This window comes from Streptomyces sp. NPDC041784, assembly GCF_055591025.1.
Genome location: NZ_JBVJAB010000014.1, coordinates 205,523 through 224,082, shown reverse-complemented (window position 1 = coordinate 224,082; position 18,560 = coordinate 205,523). Strand labels below are relative to the sequence as shown.

Sequence of the window (18,560 nt, the reverse complement as noted above, 5' to 3'; positions counted from 1 at the left end):
CTTAACAACGTTAAGGAGATTGCTGTGCGACACACGGGCGTACGACACACGGACGTACTGGTCATCGGGGCGGGCCCCACGGGCCTCGCCCTCGGCATCGACCTGGCCCGGCGCGGGGTGAGCGCGCTGGTGGTGGAACGGGGCGCCACCCTGGCCCCCGGCTCCCGCGGCAAGGGCATCCAGCCGCGCACGATGGAGGTCTACGAGGATCTGGGCGTCCTCGACGAGATCCTCGCCGTCGGCGGCCCCTACCCGGTGGGCCTGATCTGGCAGGACGGCTCGCCGGCCGGCGAGCACCGGATGTTCGACCCGGCGGAGGACGGCGAGGAGGGCTCGCGCTTCACCGGGCCCTGGATGGTCCCCCAGTGGCGCAACCAGGAGATCCTGCGGGCGCGGCTGGAGGAGCTGGGCGGCGCGGTGCTCTTCGGCCACGAGGTGGTGCGGGTCGAGCAGGACGCGGACGGGGTGACGGCGCACTTCGCCTCCGGCGAGCCGGTGCGCGCCCGGTACGCCGTCGCCGCCGACGGGGGCCGCTCGGTGGTGCGCCGGGCGCTGGGCATCGGGATGACGGGCGAGACGGTCGACCCGGATCCGCTGCTGGTGGCGGACGTGCGGATTCCGGGGCTGGGGCGGGAGTGGTGGCACGTCTTCCCGCCGGGCGGGCCGGGTACCGGCTTCCTCGCGCTGTGCCCGCTGGCCGGCACGGAGGACTTCCAGCTCGTGGCGCAGTTCCCGGACGGGACCGACATCGACCTCTCCCCGGACGGCGTCCGCAAGGTCGTCGGCGAGCGCACCCATCTCGCGCCCGAGGACGTCACCGAGGTCGGCTGGACGTCGAACTTCCGCCCGCGCGCGGCCCTGGCGGACCGCTTCCGCGAGGGCCGGGTCCTCCTCGCCGGGGACGCCGCCCACATCCACTCCCCGGCCGGCGGCCAGGGCCTGAACACCAGCGTCCAGGACGCGTACAACCTGGGCTGGAAGCTGGGGGCGGTGCTGGGCGGACGGGCGCCGGAGAGCCTCCTCGACACCTACGAGGAGGAGCGCCGGCCGATCGCCGCGCGGGTGCTCGGCCTGTCGACCGCGATCCACCGGGACGAGGCCCGCCGCGACGCGGGCACCCGTCAGCTGGGCCTGGACTACCGGGACTCGTCACTGACGGAGGAGACCAGGCGGGACCCGGGTTTCGTGCGCGCCGGCGACCGGGTCCCCGACGTGACGGTGGACGGCGTCCGCCTCTTCGACCGCCTCAGGGGCCCGGACTGGACCCTGCTGACCCTGGCGGAGGGCGTGTTCCTGGTCCGACCGGACGGCTATGTCGGCTGGGCGGGCGAGACGGCGGAGGGAATGGCGGACTACCGGGCGCGCGCCGGCGCCTGAGGCGTCACGCGCTCGCCAGCGTCAGCTTCACGGCGAACCCGAGGAACAGCGCCCCCGCGGCCGAGGTGGCCCCCGCCGCCAGCCGCCTGCGCCGCCGGAAGGACGCCGCGAGCTTGGTCCCGCCGAATATCAGCGCGCTGAGATACAGGAAGCTCGCCGCCTGCGCGAACGCCCCGAGCACGACGAACGACAGCGCCGGGTAGGCGTACCCCGGGTCGACGAACTGCACGAAGAAGGCGACGAAGAACAGGATCGCCTTGGGGTTGAAGAGGCTGATGACCAGGGCCCGCCGGAAGGGACGCTCGTCGGAGACGGCTTCCCCGGCCTCCGGGAGCGTGCGCTCCCGCCGGGTGCGCCACATCCCCCACGCGGCCCGCAGCATGCCGATGGCCAGCCAGGCCAGATAGCCGGCGCCCGCGTACTTCACGATCCCGAACAGCACCGCGTTGCCCTGCAACAGCGAGGCGACGCCGGCGGCGGAGAGCGTCATCAGCACGGTGTCCCCGCACCACACACCGGCCGCGGCCGTATACCCGGCCCGGGTACCGCGCCGGGCGGCGACGGAGAGGACGTACAGGGAGTTGGGGCCGGGGAGCAGGACGATGAGGACCAGGCCCGCGAGATAGGTGGGGAGATCGATGACGCCGAACATGGGGACGAGTGTCGCACGGGGGTACGACAGTCAGTCGTCGCCGTCCAGAAGGGTGTCCACGGAGAGCTCGAGGGTGACACCGACGGACTCGGGGACCGGCACGCTCTGCCCCCGCTTGAAGCGGACAGGGTCGGGATACGCGCCGTCGGCCGGGTCGGTGTAGAGGAGCACCTCGTCGTGCTTGCGGTCGGCGATGAGGTAGGCAGGGATACCGGCCTGGGCGTAGCACTCGACCTTGGGACCGAGGTCGTCGGACCAGTTCGACGACGTCACTTCGACAACCAGTCGGAAGACGTTCGGAGCGTAGTAGTTCTTCGTCACGTGGGCGTCCCGGAAGTCCTCTTCGACGATGGAGAAGTCAGGGATCGCGAAGTCTGCGGGCAACGTGGGAAGCCAGATGCCGACACCCTGTACGTACCGGAGACCCGCTTTCCGGGCTCCGGCCGTATGGAATTGCACGACGAGCCAAGACAACGACAGGGCATGCGAGCCATCCGGCGGCGGTGTCACAGTGAGCCTCCCCTGGAGAATCTCCACGCGGTGCCCAGGCAGTGCACGGGAAAGCTGGTCGGCGGCTTCGCTCAACGTCAGCTCGTGTTGCAGTACGGCCACGGCATCCTCCTTTTCAGGGGTCACTCTTCACGAGCGTAACCGGGGGCGCGAAGTTTCCGCGTCAGTTCACTCGTTCGAAGTAAACGCCCTGCTCAGAAGGCATCCGACGGCACATACGTCCCCCACACCCCCCGGAGGGCACCGCACACCTCGCCCACCGTCGCGCGGGCCCGCAGCGCCTCCTTCATCGGGTACAGGACGTTGTCCTCCCCCTCGGCCGCCTTCCGCAGAGCGTCCAGGGCCGAGTCGACCGCCCCCTGGTCCCGCTCCGCCCGGAGCCGGGCGAGCCGCTCCGCCTGCTGGGCCTCGATCGCCGGGTCCACGCGCAGCGGTTCGTACGGCTCCTCCTCGTCGAGCTGGAAGCGGTTGACGCCGACCACGACCCGCTCGCCGGAGTCGGTCTCCTGGGCGATGTGGTAGGCGGAGTGCTCGATCTCGGACTTCTGGAAGCCGTGCTCGATCGCGGAGACGGCGCCGCCCAGGTCCTCGACCCTCCGCATCAGCGCGACAGCGGCCGCCTCGACGTCGTCGGTCATCCTCTCGATCACGTACGACCCGGCGAAGGGGTCGACCGTCGCGGTCACGTCCGTCTCGTACGCCAGGACCTGCTGCGTACGCAGGGCGAGGCGCGCGCTCTTGTCGGTCGGGAGCGCGATCGCCTCGTCGAAGGAGTTCGTGTGCAGGGACTGGGTGCCGCCGAGGACCGCCGCGAGGCCCTGGACCGCGACCCGGACCAGGTTGACCTCCGGCTGCTGGGCCGTCAGCTGGACGCCCGCCGTCTGGGTGTGGAAGCGCAGCATCAGCGACTTGGGGTTCCGCGCGCCGAACTCGTCCCGCATCACCCGCGCCCAGATCCGGCGGGCGGCGCGGAACTTCGCGACCTCTTCGAGGAGGGTCGTCCTCGCCACGAAGAAGAAGGAGAGACGCGGCGCGAAGTCGTCGACGTCCATGCCGGCCGCGACCGCCGTACGGACGTACTCGATACCGTCCGCCAGGGTGAACGCGATCTCCTGCGCGGGGGACGCACCCGCCTCCGCCATGTGGTAGCCGGAGATCGAGATGGTGTTCCACTTCGGGATCTCGGCCTTGCAGTACTTGAAGATGTCGGCGATCAGCCGGAGGGACGGCTTCGGCGGGAAGATGTACGTCCCGCGCGCGATGTACTCCTTCAGCACGTCGTTCTGGATCGTGCCGGTCAACCGGTCCGCGCGGACGCCCTGCTCCTCGGCGACCAGTTGGTACAGCAGGAGCAGCAGCGCGGCGGGCGCGTTGATCGTCATCGACGTCGAGACCCTGTCCAGCGGGATCCCGTCGAACAGCACCCGCATGTCGTCGATCGAGTCGATGGCGACGCCCACCTTGCCGACCTCGCCGTGCGCGATCGGGGCGTCGGAGTCGTGGCCCATCTGGGTGGGCAGGTCGAAGGCGACCGACAGTCCGGTCGTGCCGTGGGCGATCAGCTGCCGGTAGCGGGCGTTGGACTCCACCGCCGTACCGAACCCGGCGTACTGGCGCATGGTCCACGGGCGGCCGGTGTACATCGACGGGTAGACGCCCCGGGTGAAGGGGTACGCGCCCGGTTCGCCGAGCTTCTCGGCGGGGTCCCAGCCCGCCAGGGCCTGCGGCCCGTACACCGGCTCGATGGGTAGTCCGGACTCCGACTCACGCGCCATTGGTGTGATGCCTCCCATTGAGTGCCGCGGGGACGCGGGGACCTTCCTCACGGACGGGATTCCGTCCCGTTCACCACCATGCCGGTCCGTTCGCGGGGCGTCATCCGGGGGGAACATCTCAGGCATGCGGATCCGGAGATCGATCACCGCCCTGGCCGGCACGGCGGCCCTGGCGACGGTGTGCGGCTGTACCGTGCAGGCGCGGGAGACGGACGGCGGGGCACGCTCGCCCGTCCACATCGACGTCACCGGGACGTCGCAGGCACCGGCACGGACACCGGCGCCGGGCGCCGGCGTCGACGACAAGCCGAGCGAATCCCCCACCCCGAGCGCCACGCCGTCCCCCGCCCCCGCCGTCCTGTGGTCCCGTGGCGACACCGGGCCGGACGTCCGTGAACTCCAGGCCCGGCTGCGGCAGGTGGCGTGGCTCTTCGAGGGGCCGACGGGCACGTACGGCGCGGCCACCGAGGAGGCCGTGAAGGGGTTCCAGGGCAAGCGCGGGCTGCCACGGACCGGGCGGACCGACACGGTCACCTGGCAGCGGCTGGTGCGGATGACCCGTGAACCGAGCGAGTGGGAGCTGTACCTGATGGGCGGCCAGCCGGCCGCGGCACCCGACCCGCGGTGTCTGACGGGGCGGGTGCTGTGCATCGACAAGACCAGCCGCACCCTGCGCTGGATGATCGACGGACGGACCGTGTCGACGCTGTCGGTCCGGTTCGGCTCGCAGTACACGCCCACCCGGGAGGGCGTGTTCCACGTGTACTGGAAGTCCCGCCACCATGTGTCCACGCTCTACGACTCGCCGATGCCGTACGCGATGTTCTTCAGCGGCGGCCAGGCGGTGCACTACTCGGCCGACTTCGCGGCCCGGGGGTACGCCGGTGCCTCGCACGGCTGTGTGAACGTACGGGACGAGGCGGCGATCGCGCGGCTCTTCGCGCAGGTGAGGAACGGCGACAAGGTCGTCGTGTCCTGGTGATCCGGTAGGAGGAGTGGGGCGCGAGCGGGACCGGGGGAACGTGTCCCGCCCGCGCCAGGTGCACGAGCCGTCGGTACGGGGGGAACCCCGGCTCAGTGCGAGGGCCGATGACCAGTCGGCTCACTTGTTACTGCGTCGGAGCCGCGGAAAACGTCACACCCGTCGCGGAAAATTCTTCAGCGGGTGGGAACAGCGCAGGTCAGCGGCCGTTCTGGCGGTGGCCGTTTCCGCTGTGGCCGTTTCCGCTGTGACCGGTGCTGTCGGTTCCGCCGTGGCCGTTGCGGTTGCCGTCGTTGCCGTTGCCGTCGTGGGAGTGGCCGCCGTGGGACGAGCCCTCGCGGCCGTCACGGCCGTCACGGTCGTCACGGTCGCCGCGGTGACCGTCGCCGTCACCGTCGTCGCCGTCCCTGCCGTCGTTTCCGTCCTTGCCGCCGTCGTTCCCGCCCGCGCGGCCGGGTCTGTCGTCCTGGCCGCCGGAGTCGTCGTCGCCCTGACGGCTGTCGCGGGCGTCCGTGCCCTGGCCGTCCCGGCCGAACGTGCTCCTGCCGCTCTCGCGCGTGTCGCCCCGGGAATCGGTCCGGCCCGCGGTGCCCTTGAGGACGTCCGCGCAGTACGTCCGTACCCGCGACGGACCGCCCGCCAGGCGTTCCAGGGTCCGGCGGCGCTCGGCGTCCGGCGTCCGGCCGGCGCGGACGTCACGGCAGGAGGAGGTCACGCCGCTCGGAACGGTGCCCTTGCGGTCCGGGGCGGCGGAGGTGTCGTCGTCGGTGTCGGTGTCGGTGTTCCCGGGGGCCTCGGCGCCGGGGGCACCGGTGCTCGCGCCGGCGTCGGGCGTCGCCGGGGCCGTGCCCTTGCCGGTGGCGTCCGGCTCGGGGGAGACCAACGGCTGCTCGGGGTTCGCGGGGGCCGAGACGGAGGCACCGGGCCGAGCCGGCTCACCGCCGCCGAAGGGGCCCGGCAGCACACCGGTACCGGCCGCGACCGCGACCCCGCCGGCCAGGCCCACGGCGAGCGCGGCGGCCAGCGAGAGCCGGGCGGTCCGGCTCCAGCGGGACCGCCCGCCGACGGCCGCCGCCCGGGTCCGGGGAGGCTGTCCGCCGATCCGCACCAGCCCGCCGTCGGACGCACCGGACGCGCCGGACGCGCCGGACGCGAGCGCGGCGCCACGGGGGCGGGGAATGGCGACGGAGGCGACCCGCTCACCGACGGCAACGGCCTCGTCCGCGGCGCGGGTCTCGTGGGCGGCGCGGAGGTCGAACAGCTCGTCCACGGCGTGCGTCTCGCGGGCGGCTCGGCCGGCGTGGGCCGCGTCGGGCGTACGGGCCCGGCGGAACGCGGCCAGTGCCGCCGCCTCGCCGGCCGCACGCACGTCACCGACGTCCTGCACGCCACCGACCGCACGCACGTCACCGGCGGCCCGGGTGTCACTCGCCGTACGCGCCGCGCGGGCGTCGCGGGCCGCTCGGGCCTCGCGGAACGCCGCCAAGGCCGCCGCCTCGCCCGGGAGTTCCTCGTCGCCGGGTGGGAGCGCGGTGGCCGGGGAGGACAGCGCGGACAGTGTTCTGGCGAGGCGTTCGGCCTGGTCGCGGGTGGTTCTGGAGGCCGTGGCACCGACAGCGTTGTCGGGTGAGTCGCCGCGCAGCAGACGCTCCGCCGTGTCGCGGTCGAGCCACCTGTCCTGCTTGTCGGCCATCACATGTCCTTCTGCGTCCGCGTGCGCGCATGCGTCACACTCGCGGACGTCACCGCGCGCGAGCGCGGGTCGCGCTGGGGCGGCAGTGCGTCGAGCACGCCGGCCGTCTCCGGATCGTCGCCGAGCAGCTCGGCGAGCTTCTTCAGACCGCGGTGCGCGGCCGTGCGCACGGCACCGGGCCGTTTGCCGAGCGTCTCGGCGGCGGTCTTGGCGTCCAGGCCCATCACGACCCGCAGCACGACGGCCTCCGCCTGGTCCTGCGGCAGCCGCGCGATGAGGTCGAGGGTGCGGCCGGTGGCGAGCGCCTCGATGGCCTCGCCGGCGGTGTCGGACTCGGCGGCCCGCCCGGCCAGCTCGGTCTCGTCGCCGCCGATCGCGGGGCGCCGCCCGCGCATGCGTATGTGGTCCAGCGCGCGGTTGCGGGCGATCCGGGCGGCCCAGCCGCGGAAGCGGTCCGCGTCGCCGCTGAACCGTTCGAGGTCCCGGGCGATCTGGAGCCAGGACTCGGAGGCGACGTCCTCGGCGTCGGGTTCGCCGACGAGTGTGCGTACGTACCCGAGCAGGCGCGGGTGCACCGTGCGGTACACAGCCCGGAACGCGCTCTCGTCCCCGTGCTGTGCCGCGAGCACCGCGGCTGTGAGCTCCGCGTCGTCCCCCACGTCGTGGTTTCCTCGGTCGATGTTGGCGGTCGCGGTCTCGGGACCGCTGGTCGTTGCGGTGGTCATGCCGCTTGGCCGTCCGGCGCGAAAGGCACGTTACGACCTGAAACCGCCAGTCGTCCATGTCCGTACAACATGCAACTAACTCGTGACGCGGGAATCGACGCGGGAATCCCGGTCCGGGGGTGTGACAGAAAACGCACTCATGGCGCTGTAGGGAGTACGGGTCGCCGCGCGGCCCGTGCCGCGCGACGGCCGGGGCCTCTCCTGTGGGGGGTGGCGGCCCCGGCCGTTGCCTTGGCAGCACGTCAGGGGGGCGTGTTCCAGTAAGCCGTTACTGGCCTTTTTCGTTGCTCCGGCCGGCCTTCGGGGTCGCCTCGGAGTCGCCGTTGCCGCCGTTGCCGCCCTTGCCCGTGCCGTCGCTCTTGCCGTTTCCGGCCGATTCCGACGCCTGGGCCGACTCCGAAGCCTGGGCCGACTCCGAAGCCGAAGCCGATGCCGACGCGGACGCCGACGCGGACGCCGACGCGGCCAGCCGCGCGCAGTACGCGGTGACGTTCTCCTCGCCGCCCGCCGCCGTCACCAGCCGCTGCCAGGCCGTGGAGTCCATCGCGTTCCCCCGGCCCCGCACCCGCTCGTACGACCGGCAGTGGGCCTCGGTGTCCTGGGCGTTCTCGGGACGCTCCCGCTCCGCCGAGCCGTCCGAGGACGGGCCGGGGGTGAGCGAGGGCTCGGCGGACCGCCCCTCGGACGCGCTCGCCGACTGCCGCGAACGGTCCGCGTCACGGTCGTCGGTGGAGGACGAGGACCCGATCGCGGCGAACGCGACACCGCCCAGCGCGAGGCTCGCGACCAGCGCGGAGAGGGTGGCCCGCAGCGAACGCGCGGTGTGCCGCCGGGTCCGGGGCCGCCAGTCGTCGCGGCGCCGGGTGCGGGCGGTCCGGGCGGTCCGGTGCACGCCGGTGTCCCGGGCGGCCCGGAAGGCGGCCAGGGCCCGCAGCTCGCCCTCGCCGACCGCCGCGGGGCCGGCCGTCGGGCCGGACGGCTCGCGCGGGGCCGGCTCGCGCAGGACCCCGGCGAGCAGCGCTGCCACTCCCGGCGCCACGCCCGGCACCGGTCCCGGCGCAACGCCTGGCGCCATGTCCGCCTCCGGTCGCGCTTCCGCTCCCGCGCCGAGTCTCCTGTCGGCTCCCGCGTCCGAGGCCGGGCGGGCCGGGTGCGCACGCCGACGGCCCGGTTCACCCGTGTCGTTCAGCCGTTCACCCATGTCCGTTTCCGCCTCTGTCCCGTACGTACGCTCCCGCGGCCACCGCCGCCGATCCATACGGACCGCGGCCGACGCCGTTCATTCCGACTCCCCCAGCGCGCGGGATCCGTCATCCGTCACACCCAGCTGACGGGCCAGGCGCTTGAGCCCCCGGTGCGCGGCCGTGCGCACCGCGCCGGGGCGTTTGCCCAGGACGCGGGCCGCGGCGGGCCCGTCGAGCCCCACGACGACCCGCAGCAGCACGGCCTCCGCCTGGTCCCGCGGCAGCCCGCGGACCAGCTCCAGCGCGTGTTCGGTGGAGAGGGACTCCAGGGCCTGGTCGTGGGTGCTGTGCGGGCCGGGCAGTTCGAGCACGTCCTGTTCCGTGGCCGCCGACCGGGGCCGCACCCGCATCCGGCGCAGATGGTCGAGAGCCCGGTGCCGGGCGATGGTCGCCGTCCAGCCGCGGAAGCCCGCGCCGTCGCCCTTGAACCTCCCCAGGTCCCGGGCTATCTCCAGCCAGGCGTCGGAGGCCACGTCCTCGGCGTCGTCGCCGACGATCCCGCGCAGATAGCCGAGCAGTCCCGGCTGCACGAGCCGGTACGCGACGGCGAACGCGGCCTCGTCGCCGTCCTGGGCCCGCGCCACGGCCGCGCCCAGTTCCCCGTCGTACGCCTGCGCGCGCCGGGGTTCCCCTCCCTGGCCCAAGACTGTCCTCGTTCGTGCGGAGTTCCCTGCGGGTCCGCGGCCTGCCCGCCGCCCCCCGGATCCGGACACGGCCATGTCCCCACGCTCATCAGCGCCGGGGCTCACGGAATCGTCACAGCGTGCCGGCCCGGCGTCCGGTCGCGCGGCGACCCGGGCGGTCAGGCCGCCGCCCGGCGGGCGCGGCCGTGCAGGGTCAGGTAGAAGGTGCGCAGGGACTCCTCGGGGGCGCCCGTCTCGAAGCGGTTGACGACCTTGCCGAGGGGGTTCCAGACCCGCCCGTCCGGCATCCGCACCCCGACCCGCTGGCCGAACCAGGCCCGCTGCCGGTCGTCGAGGTCCACCCAGACCGCGCCCCCGCGCCGCACCAGCACCTCACCGACGTACGCGCCCAGTCCCACGAGCGTGTCGTGGGCCCGCTGCCGGTCGGCGCCGCCCTTGCGCAGGCCGTCGATCAGGAAGTCGACGACGCGCAGACTGGCGACGGAGTAGTCGAGGGGCAACCGCCGGTGCCGCGCGGTCGCCGTCGCGACGAAGGAGGCGGCACAGGCTCTCATCCCACCCGCGTCATCCATGGAATCCCTTCCTGCTGGCGTCCTACTGGCGTCCGAGGGGGGAACATCGATCCAGTTCCCCCGCCTGCCCCAGCGCACCGGGCCCCACAAACATCACGGGTCACGCGTGTGTCACCCGTCACATGGCGGCCCTGTCTGCTTCCCGGTGTTCCCCGGTGCTTTCACTGTGCGTTTCCGGCGTTTCCGGCGCTTCCCCTGGCCGGCGGTGCGTTCCTCGTGCGAGGTGACGCTTTCGTGCCCCCGTGCGCTCTGTGAGTGATGAGCGCGAACCTCCACCTCAGGTCCGTACCGCCCGCGGCGCTGCGCAACAGCGCGAACTGGCTGCGGAGGCTGTTCGACGATTCCGACCACCCCACCGACCACGGCGCCGCGCGGGACCAGCGGCATGTGCTGGGCCGGCCCTGCCGGGACCACCAGCTCCTCTACACCGACACCGACGCCGTCCTGGGGGACCAGGCGGTCCTCGGGGGCGGGCGGGTGTGCGCGCGGGGCTCGCAGGAGCCGCCGTTCCTGCTGCTCACCGCCGCCCAGACGGCCCGGGTGGCCGCGTTCCTGGCGGCCGCCGACTTCGACGAGCTGTGGCGTCCGGCCCGTACGGAGCTGCTGCCCCGCTACGGCGGCCCCGGCGAGGAACCCCGCACCCGGGCCGCCTTCGCCGCAGCACACCGGGAGCTGGCCGCCTTCTACCGGACGACCGCGCTGCACCGGGACGCGGTGGTGAAGTGGGTGATGCCGTAAGGGCGTGCGCCGGGCTCACGCCCCGCCCCGCGTGCGCCGGGCTCACACCCCATTGCGCGGGTCATTGCGCAGGCCATCGCGCGTGCGCCGGGCTCAGGACCGGCCGCGCGCCCGGCGGGACACCACCGCGCGCAGCACCCGGCGCCCCTCCGTGGAGACGTCGAGCGCCGGGCGCAGTCCGCCCGCGCCGTGGCCGGCGAGGAGTTCCAGGACGGTGATCTGGCGGCGCAGTTCGGCCGCCACGAGCGGCGACATGCCCTCCGTACGGCCCTCGCGGCGGGAGTCGACCGGGGAGGCGTCCGCGGCCGGGTCGAGCAGGCGGTGTATCTGGAGGGAGGCGACGGAGCAGGCGTCCGCCCACAGCCGCACCTCGGCGGCGGTCCGGTCCTCCGGCGCCGCGTCGAGCATCCGGCGGGCGAGCAGCGCGGCCTCGTCGCCGCCGTCACCGCCGGCCTCGCTGTCATCGCGTTGGTCCAGCTTGCCGCGCGCCTGGGCCAGCACCTCGCCCCAGTCCCCGGAACCGGCCTCGGAGAGGCTGGCCCACAGCGGGCGCAGGATCTCGTCGTCACCTCCGAGCAGCGGCACACACCGATCCAAACAAGCCAACCCGCTGGCAGCCAGTCCGCGTTCGTCGGCCTGAGCGATCAGCTCCACCAGGCTCATCCACGTCTCCCTCGCCAGGGCGCCGACCTTACGGAGCCCGCACTTCCCCTTACTGCGCGCGACGGAGCAAGAGTGTCACAGAGAAGATTTTCGGCCAAGGGTTACCGAGGGATCGGACCGGTTCGACAGCGGCGGGGCCGTCAGCCGACCTGGCCCGCCAGGGTCCTGAACTGCGACCAGGACAGCGACGGCCGGCGCGCGTCCCACAGTTTCTGCGCGGTCGCCCGCAGCGGCATCCGGATGCCGGCCGCGACCTGACCCTGCGTCTGCGAATTCGCGAGGTCGCACCAGACGGCGAAGGACCCGCCGAGGATCTGGGCGTCGTAGCGGGCGGGCACCGCCGTGGTGCCGCGCAGCACCCGCGGGGTCCACTGCTCGTAGATCCGCTGCCCGGTGGGGTAGACGAAGGTCTGCGGCTCACCGAGCACGTAGTAGAGGTACTCGTCGTTGTAGTTGACCACCTTGCGTCCCGCGCCCAGGTAGTCCGCCGGCACCCGTGCCCCGATCTCCTTGCCGGTCCAGTAGGCGACCACGAGGTCGGAGGCGGGTTTCACGGACGTGTTCCGGAAGAAGCCGTCGTTCCACACCCGCATGGTCCGGGCGTGGGCGCGGACCGTGTCGGCGCGGTCGTTCAGCCAGCCCGTCGCGAGGTCGGCGACGCCCGCGCCGGAGCCGTAGCGCTCCCGGGCGGCGGTGGCGAGCTGCGGGTAGGAGGCGGCCGGGTTCGCGACGGTCAGCGCCTGGTACTCGTCGCCGCCCAGGTGCCACTGCGCGCCGGGGAACAGGTCCGCGTACTCGTCGAGCAGGTCGTCGAGGAGGTTCGCGGAGTCCTCCTTCGAGATGTCGATCGCCCCGCGCGTCGCGACCCCGTTCGCGTTGCGCAGCTGGAGCTCGGGGTGGGCGGCGAGCACCGCGCCGAGGTGCCCCGGCGAGTCGATCTCCGGTACGACGGTGATGTGCCGCTGGGCCGCGAGCTGGACGATCTTCCGCACCTGCGCCTTGGTGAGGTGCTGCGCCGCCACGATCTCCGGGTGGGTGTCGGACTCGATCCGGAAGGCCTGGTCGTCGGAGAAGTGCAGGCCGAGCTGGTTGAACTTCAGGTCCCCCAGCTCACGCACCCGGTCCTCGATCCACCCGGGGGTGAAGTGCTTGCGCGCGATGTCGAGCATGAACCCGCGCTGCGGCTTGGCCGGCGCGTCCCGCACGACACCCTCCGGGGCCGTACGCCCCTCGTGCACCTCCTGCTTGAGGGTGCGGGTCCCGTAGAACACCCCGGCGTCGGAGGGCCCGCTGATGGTGACGCGCCCCCCGCGCACGGTCATGGCGTACGACTCCGGGTTCGCGCCCGCGTCGTCGTTGAGCGCCAGCCGCAGGTCGCCGGCGCGGATGTCGTCCTTCTCCCCCGCGTACGTCAGCCCCAGCTCCCCGGCGATCAGCCGCCCCTCGTCGGCGAGGTCGCCGTCGCTCACCACCACGCGGTTGCCCGCGGCGGGGCGCCAGCCCGGCCCGCGGGCGGGGGTGTGGGCGCTCACGGCGGGGATGGTGCGGGGGGTGGTGGAGAGGGCGTAGGAACGGCTGGGGCTCGGTGTGACGGCCGGCGCGCGGCCCGCGGCGGCCGGTCCGTCGCCGTCGGCGGCTCCCTGGGAGGTCTCGCGGCCCGCGGTCGCCCCGGTGGGCTCGCCGTCGTCGCCCGACGTGGCGTACAGCCCCAGCCCCACACCGAGCGCGGCGACCAGGCCGCCGGCTATCAGCGCCCGCGGCGCGACGCGCTGCTGCGGCTTCCTCTGGGGCGCCCGGCGCCGATGCCTGCTCACGCCGCCCACCGTACGGCCCCCGTCCGGGGCAGGCGCGCCGAGGAAGTCCACAACGGGTTCCGAAACTCTCTCGTTCGAGTGAAATTCGGGCATCCGTCGGACACATGCTGACCACTCTCGATAACGTGGCGCCACATATTTCACTGCCTCCCCTGCCACACCACACGTGACGCGAGGATCCACGCTGCCTGCGCACCCGCTTTCCCGTCCGACCGGCCAACTCCCGATACCGGCGCAGACCCGGACATCTCCGGCCCCCCTGCTGGACGGCTTCAACACCACCCCCGCCGAGGAGGCCCACCGCGCCCTCCTCGGCTGCCTGCGCAGCCTCCGCTGGGCCCGCCGGATCGCCGACCACCGCCCGTACCCGACGGTCGAGGCGCTCCTCGCCGCGTCGGACGAGGCGGCGTACGACCTGACGGCGGGGGATCTGGCGGAGGCGCTGGCCGGCGAGTCCCTCCCGCCGCTGCCGGACGACACGTACGAGGCGGCACACAGGGCGCTGCGTGCGGCGTACGCGGCGTACGAGGCCCGCTTCGGCCACGCGTTCGTCATCTATCTGGGCGACACGCCGCCGCGTGAAACGCTCGATCACGTCCTCGAAGCCATCCGGTCACGATTGACGAACGATCCGGAGGAGGAGCGGGTGGTGACGGCGGAGGAACTCCGGCGCCTCGCGCGAGGGCGGCTGGTGGCGCACCTGCGGGGCGCGGGGCTGTGACATGCGCGGCTCCACCGCGGGGCGCGACCGGCAGCACCGAACCACAGACGGCACATAACGCCACAACCCACCCCGGATGCCTCCGACGCTCACCCATACGCGTGCCACTTTGATCACACCGATAGGCCCGGCGTAAGCCCAGCGCCAGCGCGTCGCTACGATGCTGGGGGCCGGTGGACCGTACCCGGCCGGGCCCGTCCGACACCGAAGCCGGCAGGCCCCAATCCCCGCTCCCGGAGGGTTCTTCCGTGCCGGCTGGAACGCTGTACCGCGGCCGGGAAGGAATGTGGTCCTGGGTGGCTCATCGAGTCACCGGCGTCCTCATCTTCTTCTTCCTGTTCGTTCACGTGCTGGACACCGCACTCGTCCGTGTCTCCCCCGAGGACTACGACAAGGTCGTGGCCACGTACAAGACGCCGATCGTCGCGCTGCTGGAGTACGGCCTCGTCGCCGCCATTCTCTTCCACGCGCTCAACGGCCTGCGTGTCATCGCCGTCGACTTCTGGTCGCAGGGCCCCCGCTACCAGAAGCAGATGCTCTGGGGTGTCGTCATCCTGTGGCTGGTGCTGATGCTCGGGGCCATCTACCCCGTCCTCGGCCACGCCGCTCGTGAACTGTTCGGGAGCTGACACCGATGGCCACCACTGAAACCACCGCGTCCGGGATCGGCCCCGTCGAGGGCGGCTCGGTCTACAACGTCGACAACCCGGCGCCCCTCATCGAGGCCCCGCGCAAGCGCACGAAGAAGACCCCGCGCACCACGCGCGGCAACTTCGAGATGGCCGCCTGGCTCTTCATGCGGCTGTCCGGCGTCCTGCTGGTCGTCCTGGTCATCACCCATCTGCTGATCCAGCTGGTGCTGGACGGCGGCGTCTCCAAGATCGGCTTCGCCTTCGTGGCCGGCCGCTGGGCGTCCCCGTTCTGGCAGGTCTGGGACCTGCTCATGCTGTGGCTCGCGATGCTGCACGGCGCCAACGGCCTGCGCACGGTCATCAACGACTACGCGGAGCGCGCGAACACCCGGCTGTGGCTGAAGGGCCTGCTCTACACCGCCACGGTGTTCACCATCCTGCTGGGCACGCTGGTGATCTTCACCTTCGACCCGAACATCCGCTAGGCACGGGGCTGCGAGAATCATGAAGATCCACAAGTACGACACCGTCATCGTCGGCGCCGGCGGCGCGGGCATGCGCGCGGCCATCGAGTCGACGAAGCGCAGCCGCACCGCGGTCCTGACCAAGCTGTACCCCACCCGCTCCCACACGGGCGCCGCGCAGGGCGGCATGGCCGCCGCGCTGGCCAACGTGGAGGAGGACAACTGGGAGTGGCACACCTTCGACACGGTCAAGGGCGGTGACTACCTGGTCGACCAGGACGCCGCCGAGATCCTGGCGAAGGAGGCCATCGACGCCGTCCTCGACCTGGAGAAGATGGGCCTGCCGTTCAACCGCACCCCGGACGGCACCATCGACCAGCGCCGCTTCGGCGGTCACAGCCGCAACCACGGCGAGGCCCCGGTCCGCCGGTCCTGCTACGCGGCCGACCGCACCGGTCACATGATCCTCCAGACGCTGTACCAGAACTGCGTGAAGGAGGGCGTGGAGTTCTTCAACGAGTTCTACGTCCTCGACCAGCTGATCACCGAGGTCGACGGCGTCAAGAAGTCCGCCGGTGTGGTCGCCTACGAGCTGGCCACCGGTGAGATCCACGTCTTCCAGGCGAAGGCCGTGATCTACGCGTCCGGCGGCTGCGGCAAGTTCTTCAAGGTGACGTCGAACGCGCACACCCTGACCGGTGACGGCCAGGCGGCGGTCTACCGCCGGGGTCTGCCGCTGGAGGACATGGAGTTCTTCCAGTTCCACCCGACCGGCATCTGGCGCATGGGCATCCTGCTGACGGAGGGCGCCCGTGGTGAGGGCGGCATCCTCCGCAACAAGGACGGCGAGCGCTTCATGGAGAAGTACGCGCCGGTCATGAAGGACCTCGCGTCCCGTGACGTCGTGTCCCGCTCCATCTACACGGAGATCCGCGAGGGCCGTGGCTGCGGTCCCGAGGGCGACCACGTCTACCTGGACCTCACCCACCTCCCGCCGGAGCAGCTGGACGCCAAGCTCCCGGACATCACCGAGTTCGCGCGGACGTACCTCGGTATCGAGCCGTACACGGACCCGATCCCGATCCAGCCCACCGCGCACTACGCGATGGGCGGCATCCCGACGAACGTCGAGGGTGAGGTCCTGTCGGACAACACCACGGTCGTCCCGGGTCTGTACGCGGCCGGCGAGGTCGCCTGCGTGTCCGTGCACGGCGCGAACCGTCTGGGCACGAACAGCCTCCTGGACATCAACGTGTTCGGCCGTCGGGCCGGCATCGCGGCGGCGGAGTACAGCCAGAAGGCCGACTTCGTCGAGCTGCCGGAGAACCCGGCGGAGCTGGTGATCGACCAGGTGGAGCGGCTGCGGACCTCCACGGGCACCGAGCGCGTGGCGACCCTGCGCAAGGAGCTGCAGGAGACCATGGACGCGAACGTCATGGTGTTCCGCACCGAGCAGACGATCAAGACGGCGGTCGAGAAGATCGCCGAGCTGCGCGAGCGCTACCAGAACGTGTCGATCCAGGACAAGGGCCGGCGGTTCAACACCGACCTGCTGGAGGCCATCGAGCTGGGCAACCTGCTCGACCTGGCCGAGGTCATGGCCGTCTCGGCCCTGGCGCGCAAGGAGTCCCGCGGCGGTCACTACCGCGAGGACTACCCCAACCGCGACGACGTCAACTTCATGCGCCACACCATGGCGTACCGCGAGGTGGGCGACGACGGCAGCGAGACTGTCCGTCTCGACTACAAGCCGGTCGTCCAGACCCGCTACCAGCCGATGGAGCGTAAGTACTGATGGCAACCCCTGTTCTGGACAAGTCGGACGCGGCCGGCCAGCCCGAGCCCGGCTTCGCCGACTCCCCGTACATCACGGTCACCTTCCGCGTCCGCCGCTTCAACCCGGAGGTCTCGGGCGAGGCGACCTGGGAAGACTTCCAGCTGGAGATCGACCCCAAGGAGCGCGTCCTCGACGGCCTCCACAAGATCAAGTGGGACATCGACGGCACGCTGACCTTCCGCCGCTCCTGCGCCCACGGCATCTGCGGCTCGGACGCGATGCGGATCAACGGCAAGAACCGCCTGGCGTGCAAGACGCTGATCAAGGACATCAACCCCGAGAAGCCGATCACGGTCGAGCCCATCAAGGGCCTGACGGTCCTGAAGGACTTGGTCGTCGACATGGAGCCGTTCTTCCAGGCCTACCGGGACGTCATGCCCTTCCTCATCACGAAGGACACGAACGAGCCCACGCGCGAGCGTCTGCAGTCGGCCGAGGACCGCGAGCGCTTCGACGACACCACGAAGTGCATCCTCTGCGCCGCGTGCACGTCGTCCTGCCCGGTCTTCTGGAACGACGGCCAGTACTTCGGCCCGGCCGCCATCGTCAACGCGCACCGCTTCATCTTCGACTCGCGTGACGAGGCCGGCGAGCAGCGCCTGGAGATCCTGAACGACCGCGACGGCGTCTGGCGCTGCCGCACGACCTTCAACTGCACGGACGCCTGCCCGCGCGGTATCGAGGTCACGAAGGCGATCCAGGAGGTGAAGCGAGCGCTGATCACGCGCCGCTTCTGATCTCCCCTGAGCTCCACCCCCGAGGGCCCCGCACACATCCCGTGCGGGGCCCTCGGGCGTTCCGACCACGATCGGGTGAACGTGGCTCGTACGGGACGTGGGGGCGGCAACCTGCCTACGATGATGGCCTCGACACCCGCCCACAGGAGGCACGCGATGTCCGCTGCAGCCGTCGAGCAGCCCTTCGACGACGAGGAGCCGGTCACCCTCACGGCGATCGCCGACGAGATCATGGAGCGCCACCCGGGCTACCGCGTCGAGATCATCGGAGGAAATCTCCTCGTGACCCCGTCCCCGGATGTGCCCCACGCTCGCGCGCTGACCAAACTCATGCGGCCGTTCATCGCAGCAGGACTGGACGACGGTGAGACCGAGGTGCTCCAAGGCATCGGCCTCTGGCTGCCCACGGACGCCGAGGACTACGCCATCCCCGACCTCGCCGTGGTGGACGCCGACATCGACGACCACCTCATCGAGAACAACGCGTACGACCCGGTCTGCTTCCGGCTCGTCCTGGAGGTCACCTCCAAGAACTGGAAGAACGACCTGAAGACCAAGGTCGCCGCCTACGCCGAGGCGAAGGTCCCGGTCTACGTCGTCGTCGACCGCAAGCACCAGCGCCTGCACGTCCTCACGGAGCCGGTCGGGGACACGTACGAGAACCACCGCCCGCACGCCCCCGGCGAGATCGTCGCCCTGCCCGACTCGATCGGTGCCAAGGTCTCCCTGGACGTGACGGCGATCCTCGAGGCGGGCCGGCCGAAGGCGAGGGGCTGAGCC

The 18,560-nt window shown here is 72.0% G+C and carries 19 protein-coding genes; 9 read left to right on the top strand and 10 right to left on the bottom strand.

Going from position 1 to position 18,560, the window contains the following annotated elements; all coding sequences use genetic code 11:
* Window positions 1-18 precede the first annotated feature (18 nt).
* Window positions 19-1,377 carry an FAD-dependent monooxygenase gene (locus tag ACZ6D7_RS28755; protein WP_469496832.1) on the top strand — a complete coding sequence of 453 codons (1,359 nt, stop codon included), beginning with the start codon at window positions 19-21 and terminating at the stop codon, window positions 1,375-1,377.
* Between the two features lie 4 nt (window positions 1,378-1,381).
* Here the strand turns inward: ACZ6D7_RS28755 and leuE are convergent, their stop codons facing one another.
* The 3 genes from leuE to ACZ6D7_RS28740 all read right to left on the bottom strand — a co-directional run bounded on the left by leuE (window position 1,382) and on the right by ACZ6D7_RS28740 (window position 4,314).
* Window positions 1,382-2,029 (bottom strand): leucine efflux protein LeuE, encoded by a 648-nt coding sequence (leuE, locus tag ACZ6D7_RS28750; protein ID WP_469496721.1) that lies wholly within the window; start codon window positions 2,027-2,029, stop codon window positions 1,382-1,384.
* A gap of 30 nt (window positions 2,030-2,059) precedes the next feature.
* Entirely contained in the window at window positions 2,060-2,641 is a 582-nt protein-coding gene (locus tag ACZ6D7_RS28745) for a Uma2 family endonuclease (protein WP_469496719.1), read from the bottom strand.
* Between the two features lie 92 nt (window positions 2,642-2,733).
* A complete protein-coding gene (locus ACZ6D7_RS28740) occupies window positions 2,734-4,314 on the bottom strand; it encodes an acyl-CoA mutase large subunit family protein (protein WP_469496716.1) in 1,581 nt (526 codons plus the stop codon).
* A gap of 124 nt (window positions 4,315-4,438) precedes the next feature.
* Here ACZ6D7_RS28740 and ACZ6D7_RS28735 point away from each other — a divergent pair, with 124 nt between their 5' ends.
* A complete protein-coding gene (locus ACZ6D7_RS28735; protein ID WP_469496714.1) occupies window positions 4,439-5,296 on the top strand; it encodes a L,D-transpeptidase family protein in 858 nt (285 codons plus the stop codon).
* Between the two features lie 199 nt (window positions 5,297-5,495).
* On the opposite strand, the gene ACZ6D7_RS28730 is transcribed toward ACZ6D7_RS28735, so the two are convergent.
* From ACZ6D7_RS28730 to ACZ6D7_RS28710, 5 genes are all read right to left on the bottom strand, one after another.
* Window positions 5,496-6,989 (bottom strand): hypothetical protein, encoded by a 1,494-nt coding sequence (locus ACZ6D7_RS28730; protein ID WP_469496712.1) that lies wholly within the window; start codon window positions 6,987-6,989, stop codon window positions 5,496-5,498.
* On the bottom strand, window positions 6,989-7,648 hold the full coding sequence (locus ACZ6D7_RS28725) for an RNA polymerase sigma factor (protein ID WP_469496829.1): 660 nt from the start codon (window positions 7,646-7,648) through the stop codon (window positions 6,989-6,991). The genes ACZ6D7_RS28730 and ACZ6D7_RS28725 overlap by 1 nt, the downstream gene beginning before the upstream one ends.
* Window positions 7,649-7,982: 334 nt before the next feature.
* On the bottom strand, window positions 7,983-8,789 hold the full coding sequence (locus ACZ6D7_RS28720) for a hypothetical protein (protein WP_469496709.1): 807 nt from the start codon (window positions 8,787-8,789) through the stop codon (window positions 7,983-7,985).
* A 204-nt stretch (window positions 8,790-8,993) separates the two neighbouring features.
* On the bottom strand, window positions 8,994-9,602 hold the full coding sequence (locus tag ACZ6D7_RS28715) for an RNA polymerase sigma factor (protein ID WP_469496707.1): 609 nt from the start codon (window positions 9,600-9,602) through the stop codon (window positions 8,994-8,996).
* 158 nt (window positions 9,603-9,760) lie between these two features.
* Window positions 9,761-10,174 (bottom strand): hypothetical protein, encoded by a 414-nt coding sequence (locus tag ACZ6D7_RS28710; protein ID WP_469496705.1) that lies wholly within the window; start codon window positions 10,172-10,174, stop codon window positions 9,761-9,763.
* A 258-nt stretch (window positions 10,175-10,432) separates the two neighbouring features.
* Here ACZ6D7_RS28710 and ACZ6D7_RS28705 point away from each other — a divergent pair, with 258 nt between their 5' ends.
* On the top strand, window positions 10,433-10,912 hold the full coding sequence (locus tag ACZ6D7_RS28705) for a DUF1877 domain-containing protein (RefSeq protein WP_469496703.1): 480 nt from the start codon (window positions 10,433-10,435) through the stop codon (window positions 10,910-10,912).
* 93 nt (window positions 10,913-11,005) lie between these two features.
* Here the strand turns inward: ACZ6D7_RS28705 and ACZ6D7_RS28700 are convergent, their stop codons facing one another.
* On the bottom strand, window positions 11,006-11,575 hold the full coding sequence (locus tag ACZ6D7_RS28700; protein WP_469496701.1) for a hypothetical protein: 570 nt from the start codon (window positions 11,573-11,575) through the stop codon (window positions 11,006-11,008).
* A 140-nt stretch (window positions 11,576-11,715) separates the two neighbouring features.
* The gene (locus ACZ6D7_RS28695) at window positions 11,716-13,389 is read right to left on the bottom strand and encodes a beta-N-acetylhexosaminidase (RefSeq protein ID WP_469496699.1); all 1,674 of its coding nucleotides are present in this window, start codon (window positions 13,387-13,389) and stop codon (window positions 11,716-11,718) included.
* A 166-nt stretch (window positions 13,390-13,555) separates the two neighbouring features.
* Between ACZ6D7_RS28695 and ACZ6D7_RS28690 the strand changes: the two genes are divergently transcribed.
* From ACZ6D7_RS28690 to ACZ6D7_RS28665, 6 genes are all read left to right on the top strand, one after another.
* Entirely contained in the window at window positions 13,556-14,110 is a 555-nt protein-coding gene (locus ACZ6D7_RS28690; RefSeq protein WP_469496697.1) for a 2-oxo-4-hydroxy-4-carboxy-5-ureidoimidazoline decarboxylase, read from the top strand.
* Window positions 14,111-14,358: 248 nt separating this feature from the next.
* A complete protein-coding gene (gene sdhC, locus ACZ6D7_RS28685) occupies window positions 14,359-14,739 on the top strand; it encodes a succinate dehydrogenase, cytochrome b556 subunit (RefSeq protein ID WP_469496694.1) in 381 nt (126 codons plus the stop codon).
* A gap of 5 nt (window positions 14,740-14,744) precedes the next feature.
* Complete coding sequence (locus tag ACZ6D7_RS28680) at window positions 14,745-15,227, top strand: succinate dehydrogenase hydrophobic membrane anchor subunit (RefSeq protein WP_189707585.1); 483 nt, start codon at window positions 14,745-14,747, stop codon at window positions 15,225-15,227.
* A 19-nt stretch (window positions 15,228-15,246) separates the two neighbouring features.
* Window positions 15,247-17,001, top strand: coding sequence for a succinate dehydrogenase flavoprotein subunit (gene sdhA, locus ACZ6D7_RS28675; RefSeq protein WP_469496691.1), 1,755 nt, complete (start codon window positions 15,247-15,249; stop codon window positions 16,999-17,001).
* Entirely contained in the window at window positions 17,001-17,780 is a 780-nt protein-coding gene (locus ACZ6D7_RS28670) for a succinate dehydrogenase iron-sulfur subunit (RefSeq protein WP_469496689.1), read from the top strand. The genes sdhA and ACZ6D7_RS28670 overlap by 1 nt, the downstream gene beginning before the upstream one ends.
* Window positions 17,781-17,936: 156 nt before the next feature.
* Window positions 17,937-18,557, top strand: a complete 621-nt coding sequence (locus ACZ6D7_RS28665; RefSeq protein WP_469496686.1) for a Uma2 family endonuclease — start codon at window positions 17,937-17,939, stop codon at window positions 18,555-18,557.
* Window positions 18,558-18,560 lie beyond the last annotated feature (3 nt).

Bases quoted from the DNA above. Each gene is read 5' to 3' on its own strand.
- leuE (WP_469496721.1), bottom strand. From the start codon at position 2,029: ATGTTCGGCGTCATCGATCTCCCCACCTATCTCGCGGGCCTGGTCCTC.
- ACZ6D7_RS28740 (WP_469496716.1), bottom strand. From the start codon at position 4,314: ATGGCGCGTGAGTCGGAGTCCGGACTACCCATCGAGCCGGTGTACGGG.
- ACZ6D7_RS28735 (WP_469496714.1), top strand. From the start codon at position 4,439: ATGCGGATCCGGAGATCGATCACCGCCCTGGCCGGCACGGCGGCCCTG.
- ACZ6D7_RS28730 (WP_469496712.1), bottom strand. From the start codon at position 6,989: ATGGCCGACAAGCAGGACAGGTGGCTCGACCGCGACACGGCGGAGCGT.
- ACZ6D7_RS28720 (WP_469496709.1), bottom strand. From the start codon at position 8,789: ATGGCGCCAGGCGTTGCGCCGGGACCGGTGCCGGGCGTGGCGCCGGGA.
- ACZ6D7_RS28710 (WP_469496705.1), bottom strand. From the start codon at position 10,174: ATGGATGACGCGGGTGGGATGAGAGCCTGTGCCGCCTCCTTCGTCGCG.
- ACZ6D7_RS28705 (WP_469496703.1), top strand. From the start codon at position 10,433: ATGAGCGCGAACCTCCACCTCAGGTCCGTACCGCCCGCGGCGCTGCGC.
- ACZ6D7_RS28700 (WP_469496701.1), bottom strand. From the start codon at position 11,575: ATGAGCCTGGTGGAGCTGATCGCTCAGGCCGACGAACGCGGACTGGCT.
- ACZ6D7_RS28680 (WP_189707585.1), top strand. From the start codon at position 14,745: ATGGCCACCACTGAAACCACCGCGTCCGGGATCGGCCCCGTCGAGGGC.
- sdhA (WP_469496691.1), top strand. From the start codon at position 15,247: ATGAAGATCCACAAGTACGACACCGTCATCGTCGGCGCCGGCGGCGCG.
- ACZ6D7_RS28670 (WP_469496689.1), top strand. From the start codon at position 17,001: ATGGCAACCCCTGTTCTGGACAAGTCGGACGCGGCCGGCCAGCCCGAG.
- ACZ6D7_RS28665 (WP_469496686.1), top strand. From the start codon at position 17,937: ATGTCCGCTGCAGCCGTCGAGCAGCCCTTCGACGACGAGGAGCCGGTC.